Origin of the sequence: Rossellomorea sp. RS05 (genome assembly GCF_039822645.1) — a bacterium.
Classification (GTDB): Bacteria; Bacillota; Bacilli; order Bacillales; family Bacillaceae_B; genus Rossellomorea; species Rossellomorea marisflavi_B.
Genome location: NZ_JBDKWY010000001.1, coordinates 1142759 through 1168331, shown reverse-complemented (window position 1 = coordinate 1168331; position 25573 = coordinate 1142759). Strand labels below are relative to the sequence as shown.

Here is a 25573-nt window from a genome sequence, read left to right as displayed (position 1 = left end):
GTAGATAATAAGGGAGAGTGAACGTCATGGAAGGTATATTTTATTTGTGGATATTATGGGGAGTTTGGGTTTACAGTACGTTTCTAATGAAAAAGGGACGGGCCCGCTTCTGGATCTCCTTTTGCACTTTGGTGCTGGTTGCTTCCTTTCCATATGAATTCGGAATGGGTCACTACCGAGTCACCGTTCCCTTGGTACTCATTGTAGTATTGGCCCTGTGGACCATAAGAGAGCTGCCGCTACATAAAAAATTGTATCTTTTCATCAGCTTGATCTCAACGGCCATGTGCCTGACAGGTGTGAAGCTGGTATCGATCTATGACCCTGTCCTGGTGATCGTAGACCCCTTCATTCTTGATGTATCGGTCCTGATTATAATGGGTTTCCTCTTCTACAGCGACGTTGCTTCAAGGAATGTGAGGTATGCATCTGTCCTTCTTGGAGGTGCCTTGGGACAGGTATTCATCGGAATGATTTTGACGACCATCGGTTTTGGCCATACGATCGGTGAGCACAAGTACATGGACGCAGCTGCCGTATCGTTCCTTATCCTAGTCGGGATCGATGGGCTTCTGTTTATAAATCGATTATTTAATGCGAAACTTCAGGAAAACAAGGGGGATGCACATCACTTATGAATGACTATGTTTTTCCGGTGATCTTCGGGGTAGTGGCAGGGACCCTGACACGAATCTATATGCTGCGAACGGACTACCGGCAATATCCGACGTATCTTCACGGCAAGATCATCCACATTGCACTTGGATTCATTGCATCCGGTCTTGGGGCCATCGCGATCCCTGCCCTGATGGAAGAGAACTTCACGGCCATTACCTTTCTGACGGTGGCGGCTTCACAGTTCAGGGACGTCCGTAATATGGAGAGGACGACACTCACGGAACTGGATGCCTATGAGCTTGTACCACGTGGCGCCACCTATATAGAAGGGATTGCGGTTGCTTTTGAAAGCCGTAATTATCTGGTGATCTTCACTTCATTGATTGCGACCTTGACTTTCATTGTGTTCAATTTTTATATCGCCCTTGTCGTCAGTCTGGTCTGTATGTTTGTGTCCCATCTGCTGATGGCTGGAGGGAAGCTTAAGGATATTGTGGATATTGAGTTCATCAAGCCTCATTTTGATGGCCCCGGCTTATATGTCGATAATATCTACATCATGAATATCGGACTTCCTGCAAGACAGGAGGAAATCATGAAGTACGGGATGGGCTTCATCCTCGCGCCCAAAACCTTCGATGCCAGTTCGACACTAGCGAACCTTGGTCAACGACAGGCGATCCTCCATGATATCTCCACGTCGCTTGGGATCTTTAAAGATTCCGGTACGCCTGCCCTTACACCGCTGGCAAAGCGGGATCTTGATGATGGCCGCGTGGGAATCTTCGTGCTACCTCAGAAAAAGGATGTCGATCTGGCAATCTCCATCCTCGGTCAGGTACCGACGCTTGAAAATGCCATCAGGATGCCTTCTGAATCCAAGGCGAACAAGGAGGCCCATAAATGAGCACGGTCATACAAAAATTCATACTGGCAGCAGTTACCACTTCGCCTGAAAGAGTGCCTTCAGGAACAGCGGTCTTTCACTGTAAAACCATTGAAGAACTGCAGAAAGTGTGCAATAACCTGGAAGCCATCCTTGATGGGATTGCCCATGAATTGGACGAAGGCTTATTCATTATTGTAAAACACTAATTGCTAGTTTCATCTTTTATTGTTAAAATACTTAAGTTAAGGGGACTGACCCAGTGAAGGGCCAGTCCTTCTCTACATAAACGCGAATTAATGAAACGGAAGCGATAGATAGAAAGGGTGAACAATATGACAAAGCCAGTAGTAGCCATCGTCGGACGTCCGAATGTCGGGAAATCGACGATCTTCAACCGCATCGTCGGTGAACGGATCTCAATCGTCGAAGATGTACCTGGTGTGACGAGGGACCGGATCTATAGTTCTGCAGAGTGGCTGACTCATGAATTCAATATGATCGATACGGGTGGGATCGAGATCGGGGACGAGCCGTTTCTAGATCAAATCAGGCAGCAAGCTGAAATCGCCATTGATGAAGCTGATGTCATCATCTTCCTGGCAAATGGAAGAGAAGGAGTGACAGCTGCGGACGAAGTGGTGGCAAAGATCCTTTACCGGTCGAGTAAACCGGTCGTTCTTGGGGTAAATAAAGTTGATAACCCGGAAATGAGGGAATTGGTATATGATTTCTATTCCCTTGGGTTCGGGGAGCCTTATCCGATTTCAGGATCGCATGGTCTAGGCCTGGGTGATCTTCTGGATGATGTGGTGAAGCATTTCAAGCAGGAAGAGGAAGAAGATTATGATGATGAAGTGATCAAGTTCTCATTGATCGGCCGTCCGAACGTCGGTAAATCATCCCTCGTGAACGCCCTTCTTGGAGAAGATCGGGTCATTGTGAGCAATATGGCCGGCACGACCAGGGATGCAGTCGATTCATCTTATTCCTACGATGGGCAGGACTATGTCATCATCGATACTGCAGGTATGAGGAAAAAAGGGAAGGTCTATGAAACAACGGAGAAATACAGCGTCCTTCGTGCCTTGAGGGCGATTGAACGATCTGATGTCGTCCTGGTCGTCATCGATGGCGACGAAGGCATCATCGAACAGGATAAGAAGATCGCAGGCTATGCCCATGATGCTGGCCGTGCCGTCATCATTGTCGTCAATAAATGGGATGCGGTTGAGAAAGACGAAAAAACCATGAACAAGTGGGAGAAGAACATCAGGGACCACTTCCAGTTCCTTGACTACGCACCGATCGTATTCTTATCGGCCCTTACCAAGAAGCGCATTCATACGCTTCTGCCGATGATCAACGTAGCCAGCGAAAACCACTCCATGCGCGTTCAATCCAGCGTGCTGAATGAAGTGGTCATGGATGCTGTCGCGATGAATCCGACCCCTACTGACAATGGGAAGCGTCTGAGGATCTACTATGCGACACAGGTGGCCGTCAAGCCTCCTACATTCGTTGTATTCGTCAATGATCCTGAATTGATGCATTTCTCTTACGAACGTTTCCTGGAAAACCGGATCAGGGACGCATTTGGATTTGAAGGAACTCCTATTCGTATCATTGCAAGAGCGAGAAAATAATGAGGCAGGTGTAGGCAGTGAAACATTCTAAAGAAGTTGCCGTGATCGGCGCGGGGAGCTGGGGTTCTGCCCTGGCCATGGTCCTCGCCGATAACGACGTACCGGTCCGCCTATGGGGACATAAACAAGAACAGATCGACGAAATCAATCGTCATCATACGAACGGGAAGTATCTGAAAGATATTAAACTACCTGAAACGATCCGCGGCTATCACGATTTGGCAGAAGCCCTTCAAGGGGTGGACACGATCATCCTTGCGGTCCCGACAAAAGCGATCCGCGGGGTACTCGGACGGATTCAGGAGAAACAGGCTGGCCCGCTGACGGTTGTTCATGTGAGTAAAGGGATTGAACCGGATTCACTTTTGACGATCTCTGAAATCATCGAAGAAGAAATGGATGAAGTGAACAGGGAGGCGATTGTTGTCCTTTCTGGACCGAGTCATGCCGAAGAAGTAAGCTTGCGCCATCCGACGACGGTCACGGTCTCCTCGAAGAATATGAAGGCTGCAGAAGAAGTGCAAGATCTTTTCATGAACAAGAACTTCAGGGTGTATACAAACCCTGATCTTCTTGGTGTTGAAATCGGCGGAGCCCTGAAAAACATCATCGCCCTTGCTGCCGGGATCACGGACGGCCTTGGTTACGGTGATAATGCGAAGGCAGCCCTCATTACGAGGGGACTCGCAGAAATCGCGCGACTGGGTACGAAAATGGGTGCCAATCCCCTGACGTTCTCAGGCCTTACGGGTATCGGTGATCTGATCGTTACGTGTACAAGCGTCCACTCCAGGAACTGGAGAGCCGGAAATCTACTCGGTCAAGGAAAGAATCTCGATGAAGTCCTGGAAAACATGGGGATGGTGGTGGAAGGTGTCCGTACAACGAAGGCTGCCCATCAGCTAGCCGAAAAGTACGATGTGAAGATGCCGATCACGAATGTTCTTTATGATGTCCTATTCAATGAGGTCAAGGCGAAGGAAGCGGTCGACCATCTCATGGCAAGGGTCAAGACGAACGAAATGGAAGATCTCGTCAATATCCTCGGAGAACGTCTGACGGATTAAAAAAACAGCCATCCATGGGCATATAGAGGATACGCAACCAACAAACGTGCATACACTGTCTTGAATATATACAGCTTTGCTTATGGATGGGTAGGTCTCAAGCTGTTCAGCCGGTAATGATAGGGGGTTCCCTGGATATTATCGGCTGTTTTTTTGCGATATGTTGGAAATGAATACGCTGCATCACATAATAATGGAAACTTTGTTTCAGATTCGGATTTTTTGTTTTTTTCGGAATTTCTTATGTTATAATACAATTCGATAAATGGGAGGGGATACATCATGACATCAATGATGAAGATGTGGATTTCATTCGCATCGATGGGCTTTATGTTTTTTGCAATCATGACCATTTACTTCAGCAGGTATAAAATCAAGCAAAAGGTATTGAAATTCGTCACTGCCTTTGCGGCCTATATCATGATGATAGCCGGAGGGCTCACCATGCTCTATATCGTATTGAGCGGACCGTCAAATTAAAGCGCTTCAATCCTGTCCGAAGGTGCCGTATGATAACGGCGGGTTGAACAGCTCCATTGTGAAAGGACGATTATGATTGAATAAGAACGGAGTACTAGCCTTGCTTCTGGTCATCACCATGAGCCTCCTATCGGGATGCTTGTATCCGGAAGAAAATAAAAGCCAGAACAAAATTCCTTACGATGCCCAGGTCAAATCGGTTCAAGAAGCCGTCGATACATATCAGAAAGACACGGGCGGGCTTCTTCCGATCAAAACAAAGGAAGAAGACACCCCCATCTATCAGAAATATCCCCTGGATTTCAAAAAGCTCGTTCCTCAGTATCTCAATGAAGTACCGGGTAATGCATTTGAGAGCGGTGGTATTTTCCAATATGTCATCATCGATGCAGAAGAGGATCCCAAAGTGAAGATTTTTGATCTTCGGATGGCTGAAAGGATCAGGGAAGTGAATATCCGTATCCAGGCTCAGGATTATCCTCCTTTTGAAAAGCAGATGGCGGAAAATGTATACAAGCTCAACTATAAAGAACTTGGATATGATGATGAAGTTTATGTACAAAGTCCATATACGAATCATAATCTCCCTCTTGTTATCAACGGAGACGGGGAGATCTTCGTAGACTACTCGATGGATTTGTACGATAAAGTGAAAGATCGAAACGATGTGAAGGAAGGGGAGGACATCCGCAGGCTATTGACCGAGGATTCTCTATTCGTCCCTGCCTATTCACTCCCTTATACGATTGACGATAAGAATGAACCGGTCTTCATGACAAAATAGGCATAACCCTTCTTCTGCAAAATATAGTGTAGGAGAAGGGTTTTTTATTATGACATTTTTTATTCCCTTCTCTGTATGAAGGATCATAAATGCCAAGACATAATAAATTTCTGAAATCATTCATAAGGGGGTAAAAGGTGCATATTAATAGTCTTAAGACATTAGGACAACATCAAACCTACTGTGAGAGACAGCATAAGCGGATGAATTCGATCCTTGGAATAGAAGATAGGAGGGAGTCTCTTGGAAAGAGTCGATCTATTTAAAGACATTGCCGAAAGAACGGGTGGGGATATTTACCTGGGGGTTGTAGGGGCTGTAAGGACCGGGAAGTCGACGTTCATTAAGAAATTCATGGAACTGGTGGTCCTACCCAATATTGCAAGTGAATCCGAGCGGGCCAGGGCACAGGATGAACTGCCTCAGAGCGCTGCCGGAAGGACCATCATGACGACAGAGCCGAAATTTGTACCAAATCAGGCCATTTCCGTTCATGTGGACGAAGGCCTTGAAGTGAATATAAGATTGGTAGACTGTGTGGGGTATACCGTTCCGGGTGCCAAGGGATATGAAGATGAGAATGGCCCGAGGATGATCAACACGCCGTGGTATGAAGAACCGATACCGTTCCATGAAGCGGCTGAGATCGGGACACGTAAAGTCATCCAGGAGCATTCCACGATCGGTGTGGTCGTCACGACCGACGGATCCATCGGAGAAATCGGCCGCGGAGATTATATCGAAGCGGAAGAGAGAGTGATTGAAGAACTGAAGGAAGTCGGCAAGCCGTTCATCATGGTCATCAACTCGGCAAGGCCGCATGCGCCGGAAACCGAAGACCTGAGACTGAAGCTTCAGGATAAATACGATATCCCGGTGCTTGCCATGAGCGTCGAAAGCATGAGGGATTCGGACGTCATGAACGTCCTGAGGGAAGCACTGTTCGAATTCCCGGTCTTGGAAGTGAACGTCAATCTACCGAGCTGGGTCATGGTGCTGAAAGAAGAGCATTGGTTGAGACAGAACTATCAGGAAGCCGTCAAGGAGACGGTGAAAGATATCAAGCGCCTGAGGGATGTAGACCGGGTCGTCCACCACTTCAGCGAAATCGAGCATATCGAGAGGGCTGGGTTGGCCGGTATCGACATGGGGCAGGGGATAGCCGAAATCGACCTGTATGCACCGGATGAGCTCTACGATGAGGTGCTGAAGGAAATCGTCGGCGTCGAGATCAGGGGGAAAGATCACCTTCTGGAACTCATGCAGGATTTCGCCCACGCCAAAGCCGAATATGACCAAATATCAGATGCGTTGCGTATGGTGAAACAGACTGGATATGGCATTGCAGCTCCGTCCTTGTCCGACATGAGCCTCGATGAGCCGGAAATCATTAGGCAGGGTTCACGTTTCGGCGTCAGCCTGAAAGCCGTCGCCCCGTCGATCCATATGATCAAGGTCGATGTACAGTCCAAGTTCGAACCGATCATCGGGACGGAGAAGCAAAGCGAAGAACTCGTGCGCTACCTCATGCAGGACTTCGAAGACGATCCACTATCAATCTGGAATTCAGATATCTTCGGACGTTCCCTGAGCTCGATCGTAAGGGAAGGCATCCAGGCAAAGCTATCCCTCATGCCAGAAAATGCCCGCTACAAACTCAAGGATACACTGGAACGGATCATCAATGAAGGGTCAGGCGGTCTGATCGCCATCATCCTCTAACCGGAACCTCCCGACATGAGCAAACGTCGGGAGGTTTTTTTATGTGAAATTCCTGACGTGCATCACGGGTTATTCCGCCTATGTATCGGTGATTTCCTACAGTAAAGCGTCATCACCTGTCCGCACTGAACGGACAGGTCGGTTCGCCGGGGCATGCAAGAAGGCGGTCTCTATAAGAGGTGTACCAGCTTATGAGATGGGTGGCATCCGGCGGGAAGCCTGAATGTGATCCGGGATGGGTGTACCCGAATCTCCCGTGCAATCGGACGGGGGAGAGGTGTGAGGAATTCTTGGAGTACTATAAAAAATGCAAAACCGGTCGAACGATACTGTCCCAGTGAGTGACCGTCCATGAAGGACCCTGTGGCTCGAACACCCGGCTGGAGACGATAATCCGATATCTGGATCATTTTGATCGGCCATGATGCAATTTTTCTCGTTAACCTCAGACAAGACAGGCGTCAAAAGGTTTAATAATAAGTGTCGAAGGGTAGAGTGACCAAGGGTGGAATGATGGATAAACCTTGTATTTAAAGCCAAAAAGAGGGGTTTCTATTACATTTGTGTATCAAATAAGAAAAGATTCCCATTATTTCTGGTTTTATTCTTGCTAAGGCCAATCTATTATGATAATCTACTAACAGAATTGTTGTTGAATATTGATTCATCAACGTTTTCAAGCGATTTTTTACTGTTCATGTATAGAATTCGCTAAACTTGTTTACTAATGATAGTAAAAGTAAATGAACCAAAACTGAGGCATTTCCTTGGGAGGAGGTGAATGGCATGAACAAGACAGAACTAATCAATGCTGTTGCAGAAGCTGCTGAACTTTCTAAGAAGGACGCAACAAAAGCAGTCGACGCTGTTTTTGATACAATCCAGGAATCACTGGCGAATGGTGATAAAGTACAGTTGATCGGATTCGGTAACTTCGAGGTACGCGAGCGTGCTGCCCGTAAAGGCCGCAACCCACAAACTGGTGAAGAAATCGAGATCTCAGCAAGCAAAGTACCTGCTTTCAAACCAGGTAAAGCGCTTAAAGAAGCTGTAAAATAATTACATACTTTGAGCGTAAAGACCGCACATTGTGCGGTCTTTTTTTTATCGGATTGCCATCACGCGGCGCGTTCACAAAGCACTCTGCTTTGATGGGGGTGATGGCTTGTGATACTATATACAATGTTACTATTTCTTTAAGTTACTTTAGGAGGAAACGACGATGGCTGAAGTGAATTACCGCCAGATTGAAGACGCTGTCCGATTAATTCTGGAAGCGATAGGAGATAATCCTAATAGAGAAGGTTTGCTCGATACACCAAAAAGGGTAGCCAAAATGTATGCTGAAGTATTTTCGGGAATGAATCAGGATCCGAAGGAATATTTTGAAACGATCTTCGGTGAAGATCATGAAGAGCTTGTCCTTGTCAAAGATATCCCGTTCCACTCCATGTGCGAACATCATCTTGTACCATTCTTCGGGAAGGCTCATGTAGCTTATATTCCCCGTAATGGCAGGGTGACCGGACTTAGTAAACTTGCACGTGCGGTAGAGACGGTTGCAAAACGTCCTCAGCTTCAAGAGAGGATCACATCGACCGTTGCAGATACCATCATGGAGACGCTCGACCCTCACGGTGTCATGGTCGTGGTTGAAGCTGAACATATGTGCATGACAATGCGTGGCGTGAAAAAGCCGGGGGCAAGTACCGTTACAACGGCTGTGCGCGGAAGCTACAAGGAAGACGCACAAGCGAGGAACGAAGTGCTTTCGTTCATCAAGGACTAATACTCGGGAGTGAACGTGGATGAACAGCAATGACTACATTGTAATCAAAGCGATTGAAGATGGCGTGAATGTCATCGGTCTGACCCGGGGAACGGATACTCGTTTCCACCATTCTGAGAAGCTTGATAAAGGGGAAGTGATGATCGCTCAATTCACCGATCACACATCTGCCATCAAGATCCGGGGCAAGGCGTCCATCCAGACGGCCTATGGCGAAATGGAAAGCGACAGCCGGAAATAAGGTCGACCGTGAATAGGGTGCACAATCCGCGGGACGTGGAAGAAGGTACGGCCTTCGCCATCGTCCCTTCACTATAAACCTCGCGGCGGTTTACCCAATTGGACATGAATTTATGATATAATACATAGTGCTGAAAATTATAGATCGATACATAGTAGAAATGGGGATTACCGGGTATGAAATTCATTGATTGCAACCATCAAGCGAATATCATTCATCAATATGTGGAAGAGCAGCTGCATCACTCTTATTTAAAGGAATATATCGATCATCCCTATATTGATCGGGATCGGATCCATTTCCTTTTACTTCCGTTTGCAGAGGCGAATGGGGACATCAGCTTGGAAGAGGTTCAGTGGATTTCTACTGCCATGCTTTTGCAGATTGCCCTTGATACCCATGAAAAAGTCACGAATTCGGAGTTTGATCCGCTGAAAGAAAGGCAGCTCACGGTCCTTGCCGGAGTGTATTTCAGTAGTCTATATTACAAAATCCTCGCTGAAACGGATGAGGTTGATTTGATCGCGATTCTCGCAAAAGCCATCAAGGAAGTCAACGAGAGCAAGATATCCATCTACAAGGGGGATCACGCCGATATCACCGCCCTTATGAAGACCCTGAAAAAGAGGGAAGCCTCTATCATTTCCAATTTCTTCGCATTCATGGACGATTCCCGGTGGGAAGAAGTCGTCTCGGATGTGCTTGTATACAAGAAGCTCATCCAGGAGCGAAGCAGCTTGGAAGAGACCGAAACGACAAGCTTCCTGCAGGCACTGGCGAAGGTTAGCCTACCGTCGGCCTTGAGGGAAAGCGGGCTCTTGAAAAAGAAAAGTGAAGGTCATAGGCATTTGCTTTCGTCCCTAGACCGGCTCATTGAGGGTGTGAAAGCGGCCGTTCATCGGAATATGGAGGATGGGGGTCTTATTGCTCCCAATCTGAAGAAGATTGTACTTGAACTGCTGCCCTATGCCGAACCACGGGAAATGACGAAATTATATGCGGAAGAAGGGTAAAGGAATGCAGCAGTCTAAAGAACAGAGAGTACATGGAGTATTTGAAAAAATATATGGGAATTACGATAAGATGAATTCCGTCATCAGCTTTCAACAGCATAAAAAGTGGCGCAAGGAAACAATGAAGCATATGTCAGTGGAACCAGGAAGCAAGGCACTGGATGTATGTTGCGGCACGGCGGACTGGACATTGGCCATCGCTGAAGAAGTCGGTGAGACGGGAGAGGTAAAAGGACTCGATTTCAGTCAGAACATGCTTTCAATCGGGGAAGAGAAAGTACGGGATTCACGCTTTGACAATATCGAACTGATTCATGGGAATGCCATGGAACTGCCTTTTGAAGACGACACATTCGACTATGTGACCATCGGCTTCGGACTTCGGAATGTACCTGATTATCTTCATGTCCTCAAAGAAATGAATCGCGTGCTGAAGCCAGGAGGAATGGCCGTCTGCCTTGAAACATCCCAGCCTACGATGCCGGTTTTCAAACAGATGTATTATGGCTACTTCCGGTTCATCATGCCGATCTTCGGAAAGCTGTTTGCCAAGAGCTTCAATGAATATTCATGGCTTCAGGAATCGGCTAGGGATTTCCCGGGCATGAAAGAACTTGCAACGATGTTCGGGGAAGCAGGTTTCAGGGATGTTCACGTGAAGCCATTCAGCGGCGGTGTGGCAGCGATGCATTCCGGGAAAAAGTGAACGTACGATATTTTGGGTAAATGGGTGGAGAAACTATGAAGTTAAATAGATTGTATTCGTTTCTCAAAGCGGATATCGAGGAAATAGAAAAAGAGCTGGAAGTAGCAATCCAATCGGATTCTTCCCTTTTACAAGAAGCTTCCCTTCACCTTCTTCAGGCCGGAGGTAAACGGATACGACCTGTATTTGTCCTGCTGTCTGCAAAGTATGGCGATTATGATATCAATGTGGTCAAACATGCGGCTGTATCCCTCGAGCTCATGCATATGGCCTCCCTTGTCCATGATGACGTCATTGATGATGCGGAACTCAGAAGGGGTAAACCCACCATCAAGGCACAATGGGACAATCGGGTTGCCATGTATACAGGCGATTATATTTTCGCTCGTGCCCTGGAGTACATGACCCACATCAGGGTGCCGGAGGCCCACAGGATCCTGTCCCATACACTAGTGGAACTGTGCAAAGGAGAAATTGCACAGATTCAGGACAAGTATCGATATGACCAGCATCTCAGGGATTATCTCCTCCGTATCAAACGGAAGACAGCGCTCCTTATCGCGGTCAGCTGCCAGCTGGGCGCCATCTCTTCTGGAGCACCGGAAGAAGTACATAGAAGACTGTTCAACTTCGGGTACAACGTCGGGATGAGCTATCAGATCATCGATGATATCCTTGATCTTACTTCAACGGAGAAGGAGCTCGGAAAACCTGCGGGAAGCGACCTTTGGCAAGGGAATATCACTCTTCCGGTCCTTTACGCCATGGATGTTCCAGAAGTGAAGGAAAAGATCATACGCGTAAGGGAAGAAAGTTCACCGGAAGAAATCCAGTCAGTTATACAAGCTATACGGGGTACAGATGCCATCGAACGATCCTATGCCTTGAGCAAAAGGTATCTTGACAGGGCACTTGAAGACTTGGATCACTTGCCTGCAAACAAGGTGAAGCGTACGTTGAAAAACATTGCAAATTATATTGGAAAAAGAAAATATTGAGAAATATTGTGAAAATTTAAAATGGAAACGTTGCCAAACATGCGAAACTCTGTTACTATTTTTTTGTAATGTCCTAAGACATACTATACATACATAATAGGAGTGGGGAGCATGGAAAAAACGTTTTTAATGGTCAAACCGGACGGAGTGCAACGAGGACTAATCGGTGATATTGTCGCACGTTTCGAAAAAAAGGGGTTTCAGCTTGCAGGAGCCAAGTTGATGAACGTATCAGAAGAGCTTGCAAAGGAGCACTATGGCGAGCATAAAGAAAGACCTTTCTTCGGGGAATTAGTCGATTTCATCACTTCCGGACCGGTTTTTGCCATGGTTTGGCAAGGAGAGAATGTCATCACCACCGCTCGTGGAATGATGGGTGCCACAAACCCTAAAGACGCGAATCTAGGTACGATCCGCGGGGACTTCGGGCTGACGGTCGGTAAAAATATCATTCACGGTTCTGACTCATCTGAAAGCGCTGTCAGGGAAATCGGATTGTTCTTCAAAGAGGAAGAGCTCCTTGAATACTCAAAATTGATGAACGAGTGGGTCTACTGATCCATCACGACAAACCGTCGTAACGGTTTGTCTTTTTTTCGACTTCAGGATAAGTAGGAATTGCCGCCCCCTGAGGGGGAACGGAAAGTCGATTACTCTCCATGGTCATAAAGTTTTCCTGTTTCCCATAAACTTTTATGCATTCCGTTCGATATAGTAGGTGTAGCAAAATCCGAAAGAAGAAAGTGTGAACCAGTTGTCCAATGAATATATGGAGTTCATTCAATCAGTCAAGCGTAAAACCAATATCGATCTTTCGCTCTACAAAGAAGCGCAAATGAAACGACGCCTGACGGCTTTGTATGAAAAGAAAGGGTGCCATGGGTTCAAGGAGTATTTCAACCTGATCAAAAACGACAGGGAGCAGATGGAAGAATTCCTGGACCGCATGACCATCAACGTATCGGAGTTCTTCAGGAACCAAAAACGCTGGGAGGTCCTTGAAGAGTCTGTTTTACCGAGATTGATGAAAGGAACAAAATTGAGGGTGTGGAGCGCTGCCTGTTCGACGGGTGAAGAACCGTATACCATTGCCATGATCCTATTGAAACATTTGAAACCCGAGCAATTCACCATCATTGCGACAGATCTTGATAAAAATGCCCTTCAACGGGCAAGGACGGCCGTATACCCAGAGCGCTCTCTTCAGGAAATACCCGAGTCGCTGAAGAAAAAATACTTTGTAAAAGATGGGACGAGGTATACGCTGGACCGTCGCATTGTCGAATGTGTCACCTTCAAGCAGCAGAATCTACTGGCGGACCCCTTTGACTCACATGTTGATTTGATCATTTGTAGGAATGTTCTCATTTATTTCACAGAGGAAGCGAAAACATCCCTCTACAGGAAATTCAATGAGGCTTTAAGCCCTGGAGGATTTTTATTCGTGGGGAGCACAGAACAGATCTTTACTCCTTCACAATATGGTTTTCAATCAGAGGAGACCTTCTTTTACAGAAAGTCCAATGTAACGGGATGACTCCTGCAAGGGGGTCATCCTGTTTTTTTACAATGATTATGGAAGTGCTTACGCATCCGTCCACAGCACTTCCTTACCCTGATCCGGGCTGGGGTGATGCGCTCTGCTAAAGCACTGAAAGGGTTGGCAACTTTACAGGAAATCTGGTTTTTTTACGTATAAGTACTAGGAATTCTGAGGACAGTTATGTTATATTGATACATAATTCTTTAACGAGTTGAAGGGGGAAAGTGTTATGAGATATTTAACATCAGGAGAATCCCATGGTCCGCAATTAACGACCATTATCGAAGGACTTCCAGCAGGAATGCCACTATTGGCTGAAGATATAAATGAAGATCTTGCGCGCCGTCAAAAAGGTCATGGCCGTGGCAGGCGGATGCAGATTGAAAAAGACCAGGCTCAGATCGTCGGAGGTGTCCGTCATGGGCAGACGCTCGGCTCTCCCGTAGGTCTGGTAGTAGAAAACAAGGATTGGACCCATTGGACAAAGATCATGGGAATCGAGCCTTTTGAAGAATCCGATGAAGTAAAGCGTCAAATATCCAGGCCCCGTCCCGGTCATGCCGATCTTGTAGGCGGTATGAAATACGGACACAGAGACCTGAGGAACGTGCTTGAGCGTTCATCGGCACGTGAAACGACGGTACGTGTAGCGGCTGGGAGTGTAGCGAAGAAGCTATTGAAGCTCCTCGGAATCGAAGTCGTAGGCCACGTACTTGAAATCGGTGGCATCAAGTCCAAAAATGGAGCGTATGAGTCCATCGATCAGCTAAGGACGGTAACGGAGGAATCTCCCGTTAGGTGTCTCGATGAGGAAGCAGGACAGAAAATGATGGATCTCATCGATGAAGCGAAGAAAAATGGAGATTCCATCGGCGGCGTCGTGGAAGTCATTGTCGAAGGCATGCCTGCAGGTGTCGGAAGCTATGTGCATTACGACCGTAAGCTTGATGCGAAGATTGCTAGGGCGGTCATGAGTATCAATGCCTTTAAAGGGGTGGAATTCGGACTTGGTTTCGAAATGGCAAGAAAACCCGGAAGTGAAGTGCACGATGAAATCATTTGGGATGAACAGAATGGATATACGAGAAGAACCAATCGTCTCGGTGGATTCGAAGGTGGTATGTCAACGGGCATGCCGATCAGCGTCAAAGGTGTCATGAAGCCGATCCCTACCCTTTACAAGCCCCTCGAAAGTGTCGATATTGAAACGAAAGAACCCTTCAGGGCTAGCATTGAACGTTCTGACAGCTGTGCAGTCCCTGCAGCAAGCGTCGTAGCAGAAGCCGTGGTGGCCTGGGAGCTTGCTTCGGCGATTGTGGAACAATTCCATAGTGACCGCTTCGACCAGCTATTGGACAATGTGGAAAGACAGCGACGGGCATCAAGGGAGTTTTAATCATGAAAAAGGTAGCGATCGAGACAGCTTCCAAAACGTATGACGTCATCATCGGAAATCATTTGAGGGAATCCATTTCATCCTTTCTTATTGATAAGGGATATAGGAATCGTAAAATCTGGGTCATTGCAGATGAAGCAGTATACCATCTTCATGGCATGGGTCTCGTGGAGAGTCTTGAGACGAACTTCGATGTAACGGTCCATCTGGCTCCAAGCGGGGAGCGGGCAAAGACGCTCGAGGAATTCGAACGGGCCATGACCCATGGTCTTGAAAACGGAGTTGACCGGAGTTCGATCGTCATCGCCCTTGGCGGCGGTGCCATCGGGGATATGGCCGGATTCGTGGCTTCTACGTTCATGAGGGGGATCCCCTTCATCGGTGTACCGACGACCATCCTTGCACACGATAGTTCAGTCGGTGGGAAGGTGGCGATCAACCATCCTCTTGGTAAGAATATGATCGGGCAATTCCATCAGCCTGAGGCGGTCTTTTTTGATCTTGATCATCTTAAATCCCTGCCTGAGGGGGAAGTACTTTCCGGATTCGGGGAAGTCATCAAGCATGCATTCCTATCGGATGAAGGCTTCCTGAGAGACATCAAGAATTCGTTCCGTGGACCTGGAGCCCTCGATGATCTGTTTTTGGAGGAATGCCTAGAACGGGGAATTAAAGTAAAGGCGGATATCGTCGCCAGGGATGAGCGGGAATCCAGTGTGCGCGCCTACCTGAATTTTGGTCATACTTACGGTCATGCCGTCGAAAGTGCCAGTGGATACGGGAATCGCACCCACGGGGAATGCGTGGTGGTGGGAATAATTTATGCCCTGTATCTCAGTAGGAAACTATCAGGGATATCCTTTGACGTCGAAGGATTCGCCCGTTGGGCAGCTTCTCTCGGATATGATCTGACCATCCCGGAAGAACTTGCGTTTACAGACCTTTATGCCCTTATGACACGAGATAAGAAAGCGAAGAACGGAGAACCTCAATTCGTTCTCCTCCGAAACATCGGAGAACCCTATCTTACTCGGGTATCAAAGGAAGAACTAGAAGAAGCGGACACATTCATCCGCGCAATCAATAGATAGAAAGAAGGAGATGATGGAATGATCCGTGGAATCAGAGGAGCAACCACTGCGGCATCTAACAAGGAACAGGAAGTCCTCCTCTCAACCAAGCAACTACTGGACGAAATGATCCTACATAATCGTATCGAGCCTGAAAAGATCGCTTCTGTGTTCATTTCGGCAACCAATGACATTGGAAGTGTCTTCCCGGCGAAAGCACTGCGGCGGCTGGAGGGCTGGACGTTTGTACCCGTCATGTGCATGCAGGAACTGGATGTGGAAGGCGGGCTGCCCCTGTGCATACGTGTGATGATCCACTATAACACCGAGGAGCCACAGGAAGAAATCAAGCATATCTATAAGAACGAAGCCATCCGTTTACGGCCGGATCTTGGAACGAAAGGACGTTAATCATGAAGTGGAAAACGCAAATTCATAATCTGAAATCATATCAACCTGGAAAAACGATGGACGACGTGAAATCTCAATACAAATTGGATAAAGTCGTCAAGCTTGCTTCAAATGAAAATCCATTCGGTTGCTCTCCGGCAGTCAAGGAATATCTTGCCGATCATGCTTTATCACATGCGATCTATCCCGATGGATATGCCAAAGAACTTCGTGAGGGAACCGCCCGTTTCCTTGGAGTCGAACCCGGTCAGCTATTATTCGGCAACGGGTCGGATGAGGTGATCGAAATCATTGCCAGGGCTTTGCTGAGCAACGAAACAAACACGGTGATGGCCGTGCCGACTTTCCCGCAATACAAGCATAATGCCCTGGTTGAAGGTGCCAAAATCCGCGAGATCCCGTTGAAGGAAAATGGTGCTCACGATCTGGATGCGATGCTTTCCGCCATTGATGGGGAAACATCGGTCGTGTGGTTGTGTTCACCGAATAACCCTACAGGAGAGTATATCCGTAGAAGCGAGCTTGTCTCCTTCCTTGATGCGGTTCCTGAGCATGTGCTGGTGGTGCTTGATGAAGCGTACTATGAATATGTGGTGGCTGATGATTACTACCAGTCCATCGACCTTCTTCCGCAATACCCTCAGCTGTTGATCACACGGACGTTCTCCAAGGCATATGGTCTCGCCGGATTCCGTGTCGGCTACGGTGTGGCAAGTGCAGAGGTCATCAGTAAGCTTGAACCGATCAGGGAACCATTCAATAATAATGCACTGGGGCAGGGGGCAGCCCTCTCGGCACTAACGGATCAGGCATTCATCGAGAAATGCAAGGAAGCAAACCGCAGGGGTCTTCAACAATATTATGATTTCTGTGAAGAAAATGGGCTGAAGTATTTTCCGTCCCAGGCAAATTTCATTCTGATCGATTTCGGCGTGAGCGGAGATGAAGTCTTCCAGTTCCTCATGAGCAAAGGCTACATCGTACGATCTGGGGAGGCTCTTGGCATCCCGAATACTGTGAGGGTGACAGTCGGTTCTACTGAACAGAACGATGAAGTGATCTCCAAGATGAAAGAACTCCTTGGAGCCAGATTGACACAATGAATAGTGACCAGTCGGAAAGAATCTTCTTTCCGACTTTTTTCTAACGGGACGAGGTGGAAGGAACATGAAGGGTAATGTAGTAGTGATAGGGCTTGGACTCATCGGGGGGTCCCTTGCCCTGTGTATAAAGAATCAGCATCCCGAAGCAAGGGTTGCAGGGTTTGATGTGCAGGAAAAGGAAATGAAGCTTGGTCTCAGCCTCGGAATCATCGATGAAGCCGTCGAATCATTGAAGGATGCTGTTAAATCAGCGGATCTGATCATCATATCGACGCCTGTCTTCCAGACGGAAAAACTTCTTGAAACATTCCGGGATTTCAACTTGAAGCCGACTGTCATCATAACCGACACAGGAAGTACAAAAGCACAAATCATGGACAGGGCGGAGAGAATTCTTCCTGATAAATGGTGTTTCATAGGAGGACATCCCATGGCCGGCTCTCATAAGAGCGGGGTCACGGCTGCCAAGGATTTTCTATTTGAGAACGCCTTTTACATGCTTACTCCAGGGAAAGGGCACTCGGAAGAGAGGATTGACGAGCTGAAGGAGTGGCTTAAGGGGACCCAGGCGAAGTTCATCGTGATTGATCCGAAAGAGCATGACGCTGTCACGGGAACAATCAGTCATTTCCCCCACATCGTGGCAGCCTCACTCGTTCAGCAGGCGAAGCGTCACGCTGAGGATCATCCCTATGTAAGGAGGCTCGCTGCCGGTGGATTCCGTGATATCACCAGGATCGCTTCATCGAGCCCCGTCATGTGGAAAGACATCACCATGCAGAACAGGGAAGTCCTTCTTGCCCAGCTTGACCAGTGGAATGAGGAGATGAAAGCAGTCATCGATATGATCGAAGAAAATGATCCCGAAGTGATCGCATCCTACTTCGAGGAAGCAAAATCATTCAGGGACGAGCTACCGATGCTTTCAAAAGGCGCAATCCCATCCTTTTATGATCTCTTCGTAGATGTACCCGACTACCCGGGTGTGATCTCGGAGATCACGGGTTATCTGGCTGAAGAGGAGATCAGTCTGACCAATATCCGGATCATGGAGACGCGTGAAGACATATACGGAGTGCTGGTCATCAGCTTCCAAACGTCTCAGGACAGGGAAAAGGCGATGAAATGCCTGACAAATAAAACAGGCTATGAATTATTCTTAGGATGAGGTGAATCAATATGCAGGACAGTAAAAGACTGGCGAAACCGGCAAGGGGACTGGATGGAGAAATCAATGTGCCCGGCGATAAATCCATCTCCCACCGTGCCATCATGTTTGGCTCCATTGCAGAAGGGGAGACGAAGGTACATAACTTCCTTATGGGTGACGACTGTTTGAGTACAATCTCATGCTTCAGGAAACTCGGGGTGCAGATCGACGTCTCTGAAGATGAAATCATCGTACACGGTAAGGGCTGGGAAGGACTGGAGGAACCTGTTGATATTCTTGACACAGGAAACTCCGGAACTACTACCCGGCTCATCATGGGGCTACTTGCAGGGCGGCCTTTCCATTCCGTCCTCATCGGTGATGAATCCATTGCCAGACGGCCGATGAAGCGGGTGGCAGGCCCTTTGAAGCTACTTGGAACAAAGATCGATGGGCGCGCAGGCGGGGATTATACACCCCTTTCCATCAGGGGTGGGGATCTTCAAGGGATCCGATATGAACTACCCGTTGCAAGCGCCCAGGTGAAGTCTGCGATCCTTCTTGCCGGCATACAGGCTGAAGGGGTGACAGAAGTGATCGAACCGGAGCGGACCAGGGACCACACCGAGAGGATGATCGTCCAGTTCGGCGGAGAAGTCTCGAGGGAAGGGCAGAGCATCAAAGTGACGGGTGGCCAGGCATTCAAGGGATGCACGGTCGATGTACCTGGAGATATATCTTCAGCAGCCTTTTTCATTGTTGCGGCAGCCATCGTTCCAGGGAGTCGTGTGCGCTTGAAGCATGTAGGTCTTAATGAGACAAGGACGGGGATCCTTTCTGTCATGAAAGAGATGGGTGCATCCATTGAGGTCATTCCTTCGGGAGATGCCAAAGGGGAACCTGTAGGAGATCTTGTCGTTGAAACATCGAGTCTGCATGGAGTCGAAATCGGAGGAGATACCATCCCGACCTTGATCGATGAAATCCCCATTATCGCTCTCCTTGCCACTCAGGCAGAAGGGACGACGGTGATCAGAAACGCAGAAGAGTTGAAGGTGAAGGAGACAAACCGCATCGATGCGATCGTCGAGGAACTGAAAAAGCTCGGAGCCGACATCGAAGCCACGGATGATGGGATGATCATCCGCGGGAAGAAGGACCTTCACGGAGGAGAAGTTCATTCCTGGGGGGATCACCGTATCGGTATGACACTGGCCATCGCGTCCTTGATCACGACCTCTGAGGTGGTATTGCAAAACCATGAAGCCATTAATATTTCATATCCTCAATTCTTCGAACATATTGATCAATTGATAGCACGCACATAGTCATGTAAACATCACCTCCTTCATAGCTTGTCTATAAAGGACGGTGATGTTTTCATGACTTCATATATCTTGGAACAAGTAAGGATGATTGGCGGCTCGGAACCTGTGTCGATCCTAGTGGAAGAGGGGATCATCTCGGCCATCAGACGTTCATTCCCACAGTACCGTTTCATGCGGGTGGATGTTTCTCCCTTTATTATGGGGCCGACCCATGTTTTTTGCGATCTTGACTATCCGGGATACCTCATGGATCAAGGGTCCATGGATGACTTCATAAGCAAAGGGTGCACAACCATCCTGACGGCCTTTCACCTTGAATATGAATATCGATTTGAAGAAAATTGGAGGGGAATCAAGAAAACGATGGAATCTAGTCCCCTCGATTTCATCATCGGGATGAAGACGACCCCTCAAAGGATCACACCGGGGATCATCCGTCAGTGCAGGTCCCGCAGAGTCCCTGTCATCTGGACTGACATCATGGATATCGATGCACTATTGGCGGTCCCATGGGGGTGGATCAGAGAGGCCCTCAATCACTACCCCATTACTTTTGTCCCCTTTTTTTCGACGGAACCGGACACCAAAACCCGTGAAAAGCATCTGAGGATCTGGCAAAATACGATGAAATCGGTGAAGATTCCCCATATCGGTCTCCCAATTGGACAAAAAGTCCCTCTTAATGACGAGTTTATGAAAAAAATCGGGATATACCCACATAGAGGAATTCTATCTCCCGGCAGAGAAATTAGTTATAACCTTTATTTGGAGAACGATGAGGAGGGCGACTTGCTCGTTCAAGATACCCAACTTGTGCTAAAATGTACGATGAGTAAAGGGGAAAGTCTTTTCCTGGACGGGCGTCCTATAGCTTGTCAGGGGAAAGGTGAAGAGATTATCATACGCACCCCCGGATTTTTTGTGGAGCCTACTCCATACCGGCTGTAATGCCGAGGAACATACATGTAAAGGATGAAGAGATTGACCATGACCACTGGAGAAAAAATGATCGCTTCCCTGGAAGAAGGCAAACTGGAAGAAGCAATGAAGCACCTTGATGAAACAATGAAGTTCGGCACACATGAAGAAAAGTTCTCACTCGCAGAGGAACTGCATCACCTCGGCTTCCTTGAAGAAGCCAAATCGCTCTATGAGAATCTGCTGGAGTACTATCCTGGTGAAGGGGAGCTCCTAATTGAAATCGCGGAGATCCTGGTGGAGATGGATAAGGAAGAAGAAGCCGTGGAACGCCTGTCGGAACTTGATAAGGAAGATCCGGTGTATCCGAGGGGACTTCTCCTGTTGGCAGATCTTTATCAGATGCAGGGACTATTCGAAGTCAGTGAGCAGAAGCTCAAGAGTGCCAAAGTGCTTCTCCCGGATGAGCCTGTCATCGACTTTGGGCTAGCCGAGCTGTATTCGGAAACAGGCAGATTCCTCGAGGCTATTAGGTACTATACGTCCCTTGTCGAAGCGGGCCACGTGGAGTTCAGCGGTGTCCATATCCATCAGAGGCTGGCTGAGGCATATAGCGTTGGAGGGGCATTTGAGGAAGCCCTGAAGCATTATGAGATAACCCTTGAAGAACACCTCGAGATCAACACCTTGTTCGGCTACGGATTCACGGCCTATCAAGCGGGATTCTATGAAACGGCCATCGAGAAATTGGAGTCTGTCAAAGAACTGGACCCCGAGTATCACTCCGTATATCTCCTATTGGCACGGGCGTATGAGCATGATGAGCGCCTGGAGGAAAGCCTGGAAACGGTCAGGGAAGGACAAAAACAAGATGAGTTCAATAAGGAGCTCAGCTTCTTCGGGGGCAGGGTTGCATTGAAACTCGGTCTGGACGCCGATGCAGAAGAACTCCTGAGGAATGCCCTTGCACTGGATCCCGGATATCTGGAAGCGGCCCTGGTCCTGAATAAGTTATTCTTTGCCTATGACAAATACGAAGATGTTCTTGAAATCGCAGCGATTGTCAAAGGGGAAGGAGAGGAAGAACCACAGCTTTCCTGGGACCTTGCCAAAGCATATGAGGGGCTTGAACAATATAAGGATGCATTAAACCATTATCGTCTTGCATATACTGACTTTAAGAATCATCAGGAATTCCTTCTCGAGTATGGAGAGTTTCTTGTAGAGGAAGGACTTCGGACAGAAGCGGTAGAAGTATATAAACAGCTGATCGTCATGGACCCGTCCAACGATGAGTGGCAGGATCTGATTGAAAGATTGCAAGACTGAACCAGGCATCACAGAAGGCATGTCCGAATATAGATTGTAACAGACCATTTTCGCAGAGGAGGGAATACCATGGCCACCCCTGTTTCTGTCAACGAGAAGAAAGATTTTATCCGCTGGTTTTTAAATCGATATCAACTGAAGCGCAGAGAATGCGTGTGGATCCTGAATTATCTGATGAGTCATGACCAATTGATGAAGAAGGTTCATTTCGTCGAAGAATCCCAGTATTGCCCGAGAGGACTCGTCATGTCCACCCACTGTGTGGAAGAAGTTCCGTTCAGGTTCTATAAAGAGAATATCATGACGACCGACGCGGAAAAGTCATTTCACGATATCCGTTTGAACAAAGATGAAGACATTTACATCCAGCTTAATTTCAGCAAGGCGAATGCAAGCTATCAGTTCGCTGCCGTCCTGGAAGAGAATCCGTTCATGCCAAAATACCTTCTGATCAATGAGAAGGATAAGGCCGTTGCAGAGCAGTTCCTGACGGAAAGCCTGCACTCCTTCCATAAGGACCGTCTCTTAGAGGCGATTGACCGTGCCCTTGATGAGGGGGACAAGGAGGCATTCCTTGAATTGACTTCTAAACTTCAAACGCTGGAAGGATGAAATGATAAAGGAAAGGCTCATGCCTTTCCTTTTTTATTTGCCTGGCTCCACTGATGAAATCGCTTTAAAACAGGTTGTACTAATGATATGATGGTAGAGAAGGATAGATTTGTAAAGAGAGGGTTTAAAATGAATTGGAATACACATGATATAGACGTATTTGAACAGCAGAAGGAATACATAGACACCGCCGTCATACCACTGATCCCGGCCGATTTCGGAAGCGGTATCCGCACGTCTGCAGCACAGATGGAATTCATCACCCTCCTGTGCTTCCATCTCGAAAGGCAGTTCAAAGGCAGGATGATCATTACCCCGCCATACACCTACTCCCTGAATACCGGATATCCCGGTGAGCAGGAACGTCTCGCCCAGTGGGGGAACGGCCTGAAGGAGAGCGGTGTGAAGCATTGCTTCTTCCTGACGTCGGATAGCGGATGGAAAGGGGTGGAGGAGCTGATGGGTGACGGGCTGATCTGGGTGCCTTCGATCCCGCTCGAGCATCTCGACGAGCAATACAAGCATTCGATCATGGAAGATCAGGTGAAACAGCTCCTGAATGTGATTGTTCAGAAGTGGCAGAAAAATTCATAAAAACTTCACATTGTTGTATTATTTAGACAATACAGTTATTGATTTTACAAAAAGTTTAATATATCATGGTTATGTCCTAGTTTTATATTTGTGCGAAATATGTCCGGGATGGACTTACCTTACGACAGAGGGGGGAAAAGGATGAGCAAGCAGCGTGTTTCCAGACGTCAATTCCTTAACTATACACTCACGGGTGTAGGCGGTTTCATGGCAGCGGGTATGCTGATGCCGATGGTCCGTTTTGCTGTTGATCCAGTTTTGAAAGCGGAAGCATCTGGGGATTTTAAAGCAACGAAACAAAAAGTGTCCGAACTTTCCAATGAGCCTGTGCGTGTCGACTTCTCTTATGAGCAGAAAGATGCCTGGTATACATCGGATGTGACACAGACGGCCTGGGTCTACAAAAACAAGGAAGGCAAGATCATTGCCCTTTCACCGATCTGTAAGCACTTGGGTTGTACGGTCAACTGGAACGCAAGTGAAGATCACAAAGAAATGTTCTATTGTCCATGTCACGGCGGACTTTACCACAAGAATGGTGAAAACGTTCCCGGGACACCGCCTACCGCTCCGTTGGATTCATATCCGACAAAAGAGAAAGACGGGATCCTGTATCTTGGACAACCTGAACCAAATAAATTCGTTAAGAAGTAGGGAGGGCGTATTCAGTGCTTAACAAGATCTATGATTGGGTGGACGAGCGTCTAGACATTACGCCGCTATGGCGTGATATTGCGGATCACGAAGTGCCTGAACACGTAAACCCTGCGCATCACTTTTCTGCGTTCGTTTACTGCTTTGGCGGTTTGACGTTTTTCGTTACCGTTATTCAAATCCTGTCCGGGATGTTCTTGACGATGTACTATGTTCCGGATATCAAAAATGCATGGGAATCGGTTTATTATCTGCAAAATGAAGTGGCATTCGGACAGATCGTACGCGGTATGCACCACTGGGGTGCAAGTCTCGTCATCGTCATGATGTTCCTACATACCCTGCGTGTATTCTTCCAGGGAGCCTATAAAAAACCTCGTGAATTGAACTGGGTCGTTGGGGTATTGATCTTCTTCGTCATGTTGGGTCTGGGCTTCACGGGTTACTTATTGCCTTGGGATATGAAAGCGCTATTTGCGACGAAGGTCGGCCTTGAGATTGCGGGAGCAACCCCGTTCATAGGTGATCAGGTCAAGTCCCTCCTCGCGGGTGATCCCCATATTGTAGGGGCGCAGACGCTTACACGATTCTTCGCGATCCACGTATTCTTCCTGCCGGCAGCTTTACTCGGACTGATGGGAGCTCACTTCCTCATGATCCGTAAGCAGGGTATATCTGGACCGTTGTAAAATCGAACAAACCTATTAAAAGGAGGGGACATTATGCATCGTGGTAAAGGGATGAAGTTTGTAGGGGACTCGCGTGTTCCTGCTGAACGAAAACCGAATATTCCAAAAGACTATTCGGAGTTCCCTGGTAAAACAGAAGCCTTCTGGCCGAACTTCCTGCTGAAGGAATGGCTAGTGGGAGCTGTTTTCCTGATCGGTTATCTTTGCTTGACAGTGGCTCATCCATCTCCGTTGGAACGGATCGCCGACCCGACGGATACGGGATATATTCCGCTGCCTGACTGGTATTTCTTATTTCTCTATCAATTATTGAAGTACACGTACGCATCTGGTCCTTATAATGTGATTGGTGCCTTCATCATTCCGGGAATCGCTTTCGGTGCGCTACTCCTGGCTCCTTTCATCGACAGGGGACCGGAACGACGCCCGACAAAGCGTCCATTTGCAACCGGCTTCATGCTTCTTGCACTGGCTGCAACCTACTTCCTGACATGGGAGTCCGTCGCGACACATGACTGGGCTGCAGCGAAGGAACAGGGGAAAATCCAGGCAGAAGCTGACTTTGATAAAGAGTCAGAGGGGTATAAGATCTTTGCAGATCAAAAGAATGGTTGTATCAACTGTCACGGTGAAAATCTCCAAGGTGGAGCAGGACCATCCCTTGTTGGGACGGGGCTCTCAGCCGATGAAGTGGCGGATATCGCTGTGAACGGCAAGCCGCCTGGAATGCCTGCCGATCTATTTCAAGGCTCCGATGAGGAACTTGATAAGCTAGCAGAATTCATTTCAGGTCTAGAATGAATAATGTTGAAGAGAGCCGCTTACG

At 47.8% G+C, this 25573-nt stretch carries 30 protein-coding genes; all 30 read left to right on the top strand.

The genetic code is table 11. The features are described 5' to 3' along the window. Positions 1–26: 26 nt before the first annotated feature. The gene (locus tag ABJ225_RS06085; protein ID WP_148984520.1) at positions 27–638 is read left to right on the top strand and encodes a YphA family membrane protein; all 612 of its coding nucleotides are present in this window, start codon (positions 27–29) and stop codon (positions 636–638) included. Then, on the top strand, positions 635–1525 hold the full coding sequence (locus ABJ225_RS06080; protein WP_056535695.1) for a YIEGIA family protein: 891 nt from the start codon (positions 635–637) through the stop codon (positions 1523–1525). Before ABJ225_RS06085 ends, ABJ225_RS06080 begins: the two co-directional genes overlap by 4 nt. Continuing rightward, positions 1522–1713: a capping complex subunit for YIEGIA gene (locus ABJ225_RS06075; protein ID WP_048005893.1), complete on the top strand. Its 192-nt coding sequence runs from the start codon at positions 1522–1524 to the stop codon at positions 1711–1713. Before ABJ225_RS06080 ends, ABJ225_RS06075 begins: the two co-directional genes overlap by 4 nt. Positions 1714–1839: 126 nt before the next feature. Continuing rightward, complete coding sequence (gene der / locus ABJ225_RS06070; protein WP_053426726.1) at positions 1840–3150, top strand: ribosome biogenesis GTPase Der; 1311 nt, start codon at positions 1840–1842, stop codon at positions 3148–3150. Positions 3151–3227: 77 nt separating this feature from the next. Continuing rightward, on the top strand, positions 3228–4217 hold the full coding sequence (locus ABJ225_RS06065; RefSeq protein WP_235563637.1) for an NAD(P)H-dependent glycerol-3-phosphate dehydrogenase: 990 nt from the start codon (positions 3228–3230) through the stop codon (positions 4215–4217). Positions 4218–4499: 282 nt separating this feature from the next. Then, a complete protein-coding gene (locus tag ABJ225_RS06060; RefSeq protein ID WP_056535708.1) occupies positions 4500–4697 on the top strand; it encodes a DUF2768 domain-containing protein in 198 nt (65 codons plus the stop codon). A gap of 76 nt (positions 4698–4773) precedes the next feature. Next, the gene (locus tag ABJ225_RS06055; RefSeq protein ID WP_373921189.1) at positions 4774–5481 is read left to right on the top strand and encodes a hypothetical protein; all 708 of its coding nucleotides are present in this window, start codon (positions 4774–4776) and stop codon (positions 5479–5481) included. Positions 5482–5724: 243 nt separating this feature from the next. Further along, positions 5725–7203: a stage IV sporulation protein A gene (gene spoIVA / locus ABJ225_RS06050; protein WP_048005889.1), complete on the top strand. Its 1479-nt coding sequence runs from the start codon at positions 5725–5727 to the stop codon at positions 7201–7203. A 43-nt stretch (positions 7204–7246) separates the two neighbouring features. Beyond that, positions 7247–7426: a hypothetical protein gene (locus ABJ225_RS06045; protein WP_347318988.1), complete on the top strand. Its 180-nt coding sequence runs from the start codon at positions 7247–7249 to the stop codon at positions 7424–7426. 563 nt (positions 7427–7989) lie between these two features. Continuing rightward, positions 7990–8262: an HU family DNA-binding protein gene (locus ABJ225_RS06040; RefSeq protein WP_032087878.1), complete on the top strand. Its 273-nt coding sequence runs from the start codon at positions 7990–7992 to the stop codon at positions 8260–8262. Between the two features lie 163 nt (positions 8263–8425). Further along, a complete protein-coding gene (gene folE / locus ABJ225_RS06035) occupies positions 8426–8992 on the top strand; it encodes a GTP cyclohydrolase I FolE (protein WP_056535711.1) in 567 nt (188 codons plus the stop codon). A 19-nt stretch (positions 8993–9011) separates the two neighbouring features. Next, positions 9012–9233: a trp RNA-binding attenuation protein MtrB gene (mtrB, locus tag ABJ225_RS06030; RefSeq protein ID WP_048005887.1), complete on the top strand. Its 222-nt coding sequence runs from the start codon at positions 9012–9014 to the stop codon at positions 9231–9233. Positions 9234–9409: 176 nt separating this feature from the next. Then, positions 9410–10246 (top strand): heptaprenyl diphosphate synthase component 1, encoded by an 837-nt coding sequence (locus tag ABJ225_RS06025; RefSeq protein WP_347318985.1) that lies wholly within the window; start codon positions 9410–9412, stop codon positions 10244–10246. 4 nt (positions 10247–10250) lie between these two features. Next, positions 10251–10952 carry a demethylmenaquinone methyltransferase gene (locus ABJ225_RS06020; protein WP_056535718.1) on the top strand — a complete coding sequence of 234 codons (702 nt, stop codon included), beginning with the start codon at positions 10251–10253 and terminating at the stop codon, positions 10950–10952. A 35-nt stretch (positions 10953–10987) separates the two neighbouring features. Continuing rightward, complete coding sequence (gene hepT, locus ABJ225_RS06015) at positions 10988–11950, top strand: heptaprenyl diphosphate synthase component II (protein ID WP_056535721.1); 963 nt, start codon at positions 10988–10990, stop codon at positions 11948–11950. Positions 11951–12061: 111 nt separating this feature from the next. Beyond that, positions 12062–12508: a nucleoside-diphosphate kinase gene (ndk, locus tag ABJ225_RS06010; protein ID WP_053426733.1), complete on the top strand. Its 447-nt coding sequence runs from the start codon at positions 12062–12064 to the stop codon at positions 12506–12508. A 211-nt stretch (positions 12509–12719) separates the two neighbouring features. Further along, positions 12720–13487 (top strand): CheR family methyltransferase, encoded by a 768-nt coding sequence (locus tag ABJ225_RS06005; RefSeq protein ID WP_056538434.1) that lies wholly within the window; start codon positions 12720–12722, stop codon positions 13485–13487. A gap of 235 nt (positions 13488–13722) precedes the next feature. Then, positions 13723–14889 carry a chorismate synthase gene (aroC, locus tag ABJ225_RS06000; RefSeq protein ID WP_347318982.1) on the top strand — a complete coding sequence of 389 codons (1167 nt, stop codon included), beginning with the start codon at positions 13723–13725 and terminating at the stop codon, positions 14887–14889. 2 nt (positions 14890–14891) lie between these two features. After that, positions 14892–15980 (top strand): 3-dehydroquinate synthase, encoded by a 1089-nt coding sequence (aroB, locus tag ABJ225_RS05995; protein WP_318341386.1) that lies wholly within the window; start codon positions 14892–14894, stop codon positions 15978–15980. A gap of 18 nt (positions 15981–15998) precedes the next feature. Continuing rightward, positions 15999–16370, top strand: a complete 372-nt coding sequence (aroH, locus tag ABJ225_RS05990; protein WP_318341385.1) for a chorismate mutase — start codon at positions 15999–16001, stop codon at positions 16368–16370. Positions 16371–16372: 2 nt separating this feature from the next. Next, on the top strand, positions 16373–17473 hold the full coding sequence (hisC, locus tag ABJ225_RS05985; RefSeq protein ID WP_347318980.1) for a histidinol-phosphate transaminase: 1101 nt from the start codon (positions 16373–16375) through the stop codon (positions 17471–17473). A gap of 64 nt (positions 17474–17537) precedes the next feature. Next, the gene (locus ABJ225_RS05980; protein WP_347318978.1) at positions 17538–18641 is read left to right on the top strand and encodes a prephenate dehydrogenase; all 1104 of its coding nucleotides are present in this window, start codon (positions 17538–17540) and stop codon (positions 18639–18641) included. 11 nt (positions 18642–18652) lie between these two features. After that, a complete protein-coding gene (aroA, locus tag ABJ225_RS05975) occupies positions 18653–19951 on the top strand; it encodes a 3-phosphoshikimate 1-carboxyvinyltransferase (protein ID WP_347318976.1) in 1299 nt (432 codons plus the stop codon). Between the two features lie 54 nt (positions 19952–20005). Next, positions 20006–20899 carry a hypothetical protein gene (locus ABJ225_RS05970; protein ID WP_347318974.1) on the top strand — a complete coding sequence of 298 codons (894 nt, stop codon included), beginning with the start codon at positions 20006–20008 and terminating at the stop codon, positions 20897–20899. Between the two features lie 24 nt (positions 20900–20923). Next, on the top strand, positions 20924–22198 hold the full coding sequence (locus ABJ225_RS05965; protein WP_347318972.1) for a tetratricopeptide repeat protein: 1275 nt from the start codon (positions 20924–20926) through the stop codon (positions 22196–22198). Positions 22199–22267: 69 nt separating this feature from the next. Then, positions 22268–22810, top strand: coding sequence for a ReoY family proteolytic degradation factor (locus tag ABJ225_RS05960; RefSeq protein WP_056535747.1), 543 nt, complete (start codon positions 22268–22270; stop codon positions 22808–22810). A gap of 129 nt (positions 22811–22939) precedes the next feature. Next, positions 22940–23404: a YpiF family protein gene (locus ABJ225_RS05955; RefSeq protein WP_159642705.1), complete on the top strand. Its 465-nt coding sequence runs from the start codon at positions 22940–22942 to the stop codon at positions 23402–23404. A 141-nt stretch (positions 23405–23545) separates the two neighbouring features. Continuing rightward, on the top strand, positions 23546–24058 hold the full coding sequence (locus ABJ225_RS05950) for a QcrA and Rieske domain-containing protein (protein ID WP_053426744.1): 513 nt from the start codon (positions 23546–23548) through the stop codon (positions 24056–24058). Positions 24059–24072: 14 nt separating this feature from the next. Next, a complete protein-coding gene (gene qcrB / locus ABJ225_RS05945; RefSeq protein WP_048005872.1) occupies positions 24073–24747 on the top strand; it encodes a menaquinol-cytochrome c reductase cytochrome b subunit in 675 nt (224 codons plus the stop codon). Positions 24748–24780: 33 nt separating this feature from the next. Further along, a complete protein-coding gene (locus ABJ225_RS05940; RefSeq protein ID WP_053426745.1) occupies positions 24781–25548 on the top strand; it encodes a menaquinol-cytochrome c reductase cytochrome b/c subunit in 768 nt (255 codons plus the stop codon). Positions 25549–25573 lie beyond the last annotated feature (25 nt).